Here is a 7,334-nt window from a genome sequence, read left to right on the forward strand (position 1 = left end):
GAAGCCGGCCAGGATGCCCAGGACCTGCGGCACCCCGCCGCCGCCCAGCAGAGCCTCGGTGCAGCGCCGGTGCACCTCCTCGGCCCGCTGCAGCAGGGCGTAGTGGCCGTTGACGATCTCGGTGTGGATCTCCTCGGTCACCGTCACGAACGGCACCTCGCGGTGCAGCTGGACCAGCGGCAGCCCGGCCGCGCGGGCGGTGTCCACCAGGGCGGCCGGCAGCCGGGTGAAACGCGGGCCCAGCTCCACCACCAGGGCGGCGATCCCGCGCTCGGCGAGCGTGCGCACGAACGCCCGCTGCTCGGCCGGGCGGGTGCCGAGGCCGTAGCCGGTGGTGAGCAGCAGCTCGCCGCCCTTGAGCAGCGAGGCGATGTTGGGCACCTCGCCCGCGTGCACCCAGCGCACCGTGCGCCCCAGCCGGTCGGCCCCCGCCAGGATCTCCGGCAGCCCGCTGCGCAGCCCCGGCAGTTCCAGCGCCCGCTGAACGGTGATCCCGGCGCCCTGGGTGTCGAATCGGTTGTCCGTACGGCTGTCCATGCAGCGGACGCTACCTGCGCAAACGCCCTCGGGACAGCTCCCTGTCAGATGGGCTTGATGTTGTGGTTGAAGCGGAAGACGTTGTCCGGGTCGTAGCGTCGTTTCACCTTCTCCAGGCGCAGCGTGTTGCCCTCGCCCAGCCCCGCCCGCACCCGCTCCGGGCCCTCGTCGCCGATGAAGTTCAGGTACACGTCCCCGGTGCTCCATGGCCGTACGTCGGCGCACACGCCCCGCACCCACGCGATCGCCCGCTCGTCCTCGGCCGGGTCCGCCCAGATGCCGAACGGGTGCGCGGCCCAGGGCGCGTCCCGGTACGGCACCGGGTACGCGTGCGGGCCGGCGGCGATCGCCCCGCCCTGCGGGAACAGGATCTGCTGGCTGCCGGTCGGCACCGGCATGCTGTCCGCGCGGGCGCAGAAGGCGTTCACCAACTCGTCCGGCAGTCCGGTCAGATACTCCGCCGACCAGTAGTTCCGCAGTCCGGCCGGAAAGTCGAGCATGCACTGCACATCGGCGTACGGCATCGCGCCGGCCACCTCCACCTCGTGCGGCAGGGCCAGCAGCGGCTCGGCCAGCTTGCGCATGCCCTCCTCGTCACCCGCGTAGGTGAGCAACAGCCCGCACAGCAGCTTGCCGATCAGCTCCGGCGGTACGAACGCCTCGGGCGGCCCCGTTACGTACAGCACGGCGCCGCCGGCCTCGTCGGGTCCGCCGAGCACGATGTCCCGGAAGGTGCGGATCACCTCGGGGCCGAACCGCGGCCGGTACATCAGCAGGGCGACGGAGAACACCGGCAGCTCGTGCAGCTCCAGGGTGAGCGCGGTGGCGATGCCGAAGTTGCCGCCTCCGCCGTGCAGCGCCCAGAACAGCTCGGGGTTCTCGTCGGCGTTGGCGTGCACCCGCTCGGCGTCGGCGGTCACCAGTTCCACGCCGAGTAGGTTGTCCACGGCGAGGCCGAAGGCGCGGTCCAGCCAGCCGGTGCCGCCGCCGAGGACGAAGCCGCCGATCCCGGTGGTGGAGGCACGGCCGCCGGTGGTCGCGAGGCCGTACGGCTGGGTGGCCCGGTCCAGCCGGCTCATGGTGGCGCCGCCCTCGATCCGGACCGCCTCGGCCGCCGGGTCGACAGTCACCTCGTGCATCCGGCGCAGGTCCACCACGAGCGCGCCGTCACCGAGCGCCGACCCGGCCACGCTGTGCCCGCCGCCGCGCACCGCGATCGGCAGATCCAGGTCGCGGGCGAAGCGCACGGCCCGTACGACATCGGTCGCGTGCGCGCACTGGGCGATCACGGCCGGGCGCCGGTCGATCATCGCGTTGAAGACGGCCCGGGCCTCGTCGTAGCCGCGGTCCTGCGGGGCGAACACCTCGCCTGCGAGGTCTGCGCGCAACCCGGCGAGGGCCGTGCGCGCCTTGGAGGGGGAAGCCATCGCCGCCCCCCTTCCGGTGAGGTGAAGGGGGTTTTGTGCGCTACCAGCCTAGGCCGGAGCGCCCCGAAGGGGCGCGGGGAACTGCGCGACCAGCCACAACGGACCCGCAGACGACCGACACCCTGCTAGCCGCCGTAAGCGCCGGAGGCGGTCAGCCGCAGTGCCGTGTCGATCAGTGGCACATGGCTGAACGCCTGCGGGAAGTTGCCGACCTGGCGCTGCAGGCGCGGGTCCCACTCCTCGGCGAGCAGACCGAGGTCGTTGCGCAGTGCGAGGAGCTTCTCGAAGAGCTTCCTCGCCTCGTCCACCCGGCCGATCATCGCCAGGTCGTCCGCCATCCAGAACGAGCAGGCCAGGAAGGCGCCCTCGTCGCCCGGAAGGCCGTCGACGCCCGCGTGGGCGCCCTCCGTCGGATAGCGCAGGATGAACCCGTCCGGGGTGGACAGCTCGCGCTGGATCGCCTCGATGGTGCCGATGACGCGCTTGTCGTCAGGTGGCAGGAAACCCATCTGGGGGATCAGCAGCAGCGAGGCGTCCAGCTCCTGGGAGCCGTAGGACTGTGTGAAGGTGTTGCGCTCCTTGTCGTAGCCCTTCTCGCAGACGTCCCGGTGGATGTCGTCGCGCAGTTCCTTCCAGCGCTCCAGCGGGCCGTCCGCGTCCCCGGACTCGATCAGCTTGATGGTGCGGTCCACCGCGACCCAGGCCATCACCTTGGAGTGGACGAAGTGCCGGCGGGGGCCGCGCACCTCCCAGATGCCCTCGTCCGGCTCCTGCCAGTGGTCCTCCAGGTAGCGGATCAGCTTGAGCTGGAGCAGGGCCGCGTAGTCGTTGCGGGCCAGGCCCGTCATATGGGCCAGGTGCAGGGCCTCGGTGACCTCGCCGTACACGTCCAGCTGGAGCTGGTGGGCGGCGCCGTTGCCGACGCGGACCGGTGCCGAGGCCTCGTAGCCCGGCAGCCAGTCCAGCTCGGCCTCGCCCAGCTCGCGCTCGCCGGCGATGCCGTACATGATCTGCAGGTTCTCCGGGTCGCCGGCGACCGCGCGCAGCAGCCACTCGCGCCAGGCGCGGGCCTCCTCGCGGTAGCCGGTGCGCAGGAGGGAGGACAGGGTGATCGCGGCGTCGCGCAGCCAGGTGTAGCGGTAGTCCCAGTTGCGGACCCCGCCGATGTCCTCCGGGAGAGAGGTCGTCGGGGCCGCGACGATGCCGCCCGTGGGGGCGTATGTCAGGGCCTTGAGGGTGATCAGCGAGCGGACCACCGCCTCGCGGTACGGCCCGTGGTACGTGCAGTGCTCGACCCACTCGCGCCAGAAGTCCTCCGTCGCCTCCAGCGAGGCCTCCGGCTCCGGCAGCGGCGGCGGCTCCTTGTGCGAGGGCTGCCACGAGATCGTGAACGCGATCCGGTCACCCGGGGCGACCGTGAAGTCGGCGTACGTCGTCAACGACTTTCCGAAGGTCTCCGCCTCGGTGTCGAACCACACCGAGTCAGGACCGGCGACGGCGACGGTCCGCCCCTCGTGCTTGTGCACCCAGGGCACGACACGGCCGTAGGAGAACCGCATCCGCAGGGCCGAGCGCATCGGCACCCGGCCGGTGACGCCCTCCACGATCCGGATCAGCTGCGGCGCGCCCTCACGCGGGGGCATGAAGTCCGTCACCCGGACCGTGCCGCGCGGGGTGTCCCACTCCGACTCCAGGACCAGCGAGTCGCCGCGGTAGCTGCGCCGGGCCGCCGACGGCGGCTGGGCGTCGGCCGCGTGCGCCGGGCCGAGCCGCCAGAAGCCGTGTTCCTCGGTGCCCAGCAGGCCGGCGAAGATGGCATGCGAGTCGAAGCGGGGCAGGCACAGCCAGTCCACTGTGCCGTCCCGGCAGACCAGTGCGGCGGTCTGCATGTCTCCGATGAGTGCGTAGTCTTCGATGCGCCCGGCCACGTGCAACTCCAGTCGAACGGCCACGTCACCCCCGCGCAGGGGGGCGGTCGCTGGTGCGGTCAAGGGGTCGTTGTTATGCGTCGTTGAGCGGTGAAGCAAAGCAGCCCGCCGAGCCCTGAGGCAACACGACAGTCTCTGCTCAACGAACTGCCGCGCGCTCGTTGTTTCCGGTTGGTGCAGGCGGGGGTGTGCCCTCGGTCCGGCCGGGCACGGCAGCGAGTGTCCGAGCAGGATACGACGCACGTAGATGATCTGCGTGCCGCTCCGGGCAACCCGTGTGGGCCGAACGGGTGAGCAGCGGGTAATAACCGTGTGACCTGGGCGTGCCTGTGCTGACAGGGGTGGCGAGGCATTCCGTGCCCGGACGCGTGCGGAGCGTGGCCGGAAGCCATCTCGTCCAGGCGCTGATACCCTGGTAGCCCGTGGACCGGTGGGCCTGAAACCCCCGAACCGCAGCGACGGCAAAACCCCCGGAGACCTCCGGAAAGGCAGCCGTACCGCACGACAGACCGCGACCACGGGAGCCCCCTCTTGGCCATGCCGCCCGCTGCTTTTCGATCGAGCACAGCCACGACGACCAAGCACATCTTCGTCACCGGGGGCGTCGCCTCCTCGCTCGGCAAGGGCCTGACCGCCTCCAGCCTGGGCATGCTGCTCAAGGCTCGCGGTCTGCGCGTCGTGATGCAGAAGCTGGATCCGTACCTCAACGTCGATCCGGGCACGATGAACCCCTTCCAGCACGGTGAGGTCTTCGTCACCAACGACGGTGCCGAGACCGACCTGGACATCGGACACTACGAGCGCTTCCTCGACCGCGACCTGGACGGCAGCGCCAACGTCACTACAGGCCAGGTCTACTCGACCGTGATCGCCAAGGAGCGGCGCGGCGAGTACCTCGGTGACACGGTGCAGGTCATCCCGCACATCACCAACGAGATCAAGCACCGCATCCGCCGTATGGCCACCGACGAGGTGGACGTCGTCATCACCGAGGTCGGCGGCACGGTCGGTGACATCGAGTCGCTGCCGTTCCTGGAGACCGTCCGCCAGGTCCGCCACGAGGTCGGCCGGGACAACGTCTTCGTCGTCCACATCTCGCTGCTGCCGTACATCGGCCCCTCCGGCGAGCTGAAGACCAAGCCCACCCAGCACTCCGTCGCCGCGCTGCGCAACATCGGTATCCAGCCCGACGCCATCGTGCTGCGCTGCGACCGCGAGGTGCCGACCGCGATCAAGCGGAAGATCTCGCTGATGTGCGACGTCGACGAGGCCGCCGTGGTCGCCTGCCCCGACGCCCGCTCGATCTACGACATCCCGAAGGTCGTGCACACCGAGGGCCTGGACGCCTATGTCGTGCGCAAGCTCGACCTGCCGTTCCGGGACGTCGACTGGACCACCTGGGACGACCTGCTGGACCGTGTCCACAACCCCGACCACGAGATCACCCTCGCGCTGGTCGGCAAGTACATCGACCTGCCCGACGCCTATCTGTCGGTCACCGAGGCGCTGCGCGCCGGCGGCTTCGCCAACCGCGCCCGCGTGAAGATCAAGTGGGTCACCTCGGACGACTGCAAGACCCCGGCTGGTGCCAAGGCCGTGCTCGGCGACGTCGACGGCATCTGCATCCCGGGCGGCTTCGGTGACCGCGGTGTGCTCGGCAAGGTAGGCGCCATCCGTTTCGCCCGCGAGAACAAGATCCCGCTGCTCGGCCTCTGCCTGGGCCTGCAGTGCATCGTGATCGAGGCCGCGCGGAACCTGGCCGACATCCCGGACGCCAACTCCACCGAGTTCGACCCGGCCACCGGCCACCCGGTGATCTCCACCATGGCCGAGCAGATGGACATCGTCGCCGGCGAGGGCGACATGGGCGGCACCATGCGCCTCGGCATGTACCCGGCGAAGCTGGCCGAGGGCTCGATCGTGCGCGAGGTGTACGACGGCAAGGAGTACGTCGAGGAGCGCCACCGCCACCGCTACGAGGTGAACAACGCCTACCGTGCGGAGCTGGAGAAGAAGGCGGGCATCCTGTTCTCCGGCACGTCGCCCGACGGCAAGCTCGTGGAGTACGTCGAGTACCCGCGCGAAGCGCATCCTTACCTGGTCGCCACCCAGGCGCACCCCGAGCTGCGCTCGCGGCCGACGCGTCCGCACCCGCTCTTCGCCAGCCTGGTGAAGGCGGCCGTGGAGCGTCAGCGGGCCGAGGGCGTGCGGAAGATCGCGAAGTAACACAAGGGTTGTACGGTGGCCGGGGCGCGCGCATTCAAAAGGATCGCGCCCCGGCCGCCGGCGCATGTGGAGGGACAGGGCATGACGATCAAGGACACCCCCGAGGCATGGGAGATCCGGGCGACGGAGACCCCCTTCGTGGGCAACAAGACCTCCGTCCGCACGGACGAGGTGGTCATGCCCGACGGCTCGGTGGCCCGCCGCGACTACCAGGTCCACCCCGGCTCGGTCGCCGTCCTCGCCCTGGACGAGGAGGACCGGGTGCTGCTCATCAAGCAGTACCGCCACCCGGTGCGGTACAAGCTGTGGGAGATCCCGGCCGGCCTGCTCGACATCCCCGGTGAGAACCCGCTGCACGCCGCCCAGCGCGAGCTGTACGAGGAGGCGCACGTCAAGGCCGAGGACTGGCGGGTGCTGACCGACGTCTACACCACGCCCGGCGGCTGCGACGAGGCCGTACGGATCTTCCTCGCCCGTGGCCTGTCCGAGGCCGAGGGTGAGCGCTTCGAGGCGGAGCACGAGGAGACCGACATGCAGCACGCGCGCGTGCCGGTGGAGGAGCTCGTGCGCCGCGTCCTGGCCGGTGATGTGCACAACAACTGCCTGGTCGTCGGCGTGCTGTCCCTGGTGGCCGCTCGGAGCGGCGACGGCCTCGACGCGCTCCGCCCGGCCGGCGCCCCCTGGCCGGCCCGGCCCTTCGAGACCTGAGCCGCACCCGTTCGGGTCAGTGGTGTGACGATCGCCTGATCCGATCAGGGGATCTGTCCGCCGCGCTCCTCGCAGCACGTCGCAGAGCGTGAACTAGGCTCTGTACGCCCGTAGCGGAAGATCCGGCGGGCTTGCGTGTGCGGTGGGACGGGAGCGTGGCCCGTGACGGATCAGGTGGTGGACACAGGCGGCGTGCGGCGCTCGGCGTACGAGAGCACGGAAGACCATTTCCTGGGCCGTACAAGGGAGTTGAAGGAGCTGCGCGCCGACATCGAGCGCGCGGGACTGGACACCCTCTCCGGCCGCAAGGCACCACGCGCGCGCGTGCTCCTGATCGCGGGCCGCCCCGGCTCCGGCCGCACCGCCCTCGCCGAGGAACTCGTACGCCAGGTCGAGGGCCGCTACCCCGACGGGGTGCTGCGGGCCCGGCTCAGCGAGCCCGGCGGCACCCCCGTTCCGGTCGGGCGTGTCGCCCGTGAGCTGCTCGCCGCGCTGGAGCTGCCGGCCC

General features: G+C 70.8%; 6 protein-coding genes. 3 read left to right on the top strand and 3 right to left on the bottom strand.

The window, feature by feature from the left end; translation table 11 throughout:
* The 3 genes from M878_RS000000100425 to M878_RS82520 all read right to left on the bottom strand — a co-directional run.
* A partial coding sequence (locus M878_RS000000100425; protein WP_023551776.1) for a PucR family transcriptional regulator ligand-binding domain-containing protein occupies window positions 1–537 on the bottom strand: 537 nt, incomplete at its 3' end.
* Between the two features lie 44 nt (window positions 538–581).
* Entirely contained in the window at window positions 582–1,964 is a 1,383-nt protein-coding gene (locus tag M878_RS82515; protein ID WP_023551777.1) for an FAD-binding oxidoreductase, read from the bottom strand.
* A 125-nt stretch (window positions 1,965–2,089) separates the two neighbouring features.
* Window positions 2,090–3,892 (bottom strand): glycoside hydrolase family 15 protein, encoded by a 1,803-nt coding sequence (locus M878_RS82520; protein ID WP_023551778.1) that lies wholly within the window; start codon window positions 3,890–3,892, stop codon window positions 2,090–2,092.
* A gap of 537 nt (window positions 3,893–4,429) precedes the next feature.
* On the opposite strand from M878_RS82520, the gene M878_RS82525 reads away from it, so the two are divergent.
* The 3 genes from M878_RS82525 to M878_RS49480 form a co-directional block, all read left to right on the top strand.
* Complete coding sequence (locus M878_RS82525) at window positions 4,430–6,118, top strand: CTP synthase (RefSeq protein WP_023551779.1); 1,689 nt, start codon at window positions 4,430–4,432, stop codon at window positions 6,116–6,118.
* Window positions 6,119–6,199: 81 nt separating this feature from the next.
* Window positions 6,200–6,826, top strand: coding sequence for an NUDIX domain-containing protein (locus M878_RS82530; RefSeq protein WP_023551780.1), 627 nt, complete (start codon window positions 6,200–6,202; stop codon window positions 6,824–6,826).
* A 162-nt stretch (window positions 6,827–6,988) separates the two neighbouring features.
* The coding region (locus M878_RS49480) for an ATP-binding protein (protein ID WP_031226536.1) at window positions 6,989–7,334 on the top strand (346 nt) is incomplete at its 3' end.

Source organism: Streptomyces roseochromogenus subsp. oscitans DS 12.976, assembly GCF_000497445.1.
GTDB lineage: Bacteria > Actinomycetota > Actinomycetes > Streptomycetales > Streptomycetaceae > Streptomyces > Streptomyces oscitans.

Bases quoted from the DNA above. Each gene is read 5' to 3' on its own strand.
- M878_RS82515 (WP_023551777.1), bottom strand. From the start codon at position 1,964: ATGGCTTCCCCCTCCAAGGCGCGCACGGCCCTCGCCGGGTTGCGCGCA.
- M878_RS82525 (WP_023551779.1), top strand. From the start codon at position 4,430: ATGCCGCCCGCTGCTTTTCGATCGAGCACAGCCACGACGACCAAGCAC.
- M878_RS82530 (WP_023551780.1), top strand. From the start codon at position 6,200: ATGACGATCAAGGACACCCCCGAGGCATGGGAGATCCGGGCGACGGAG.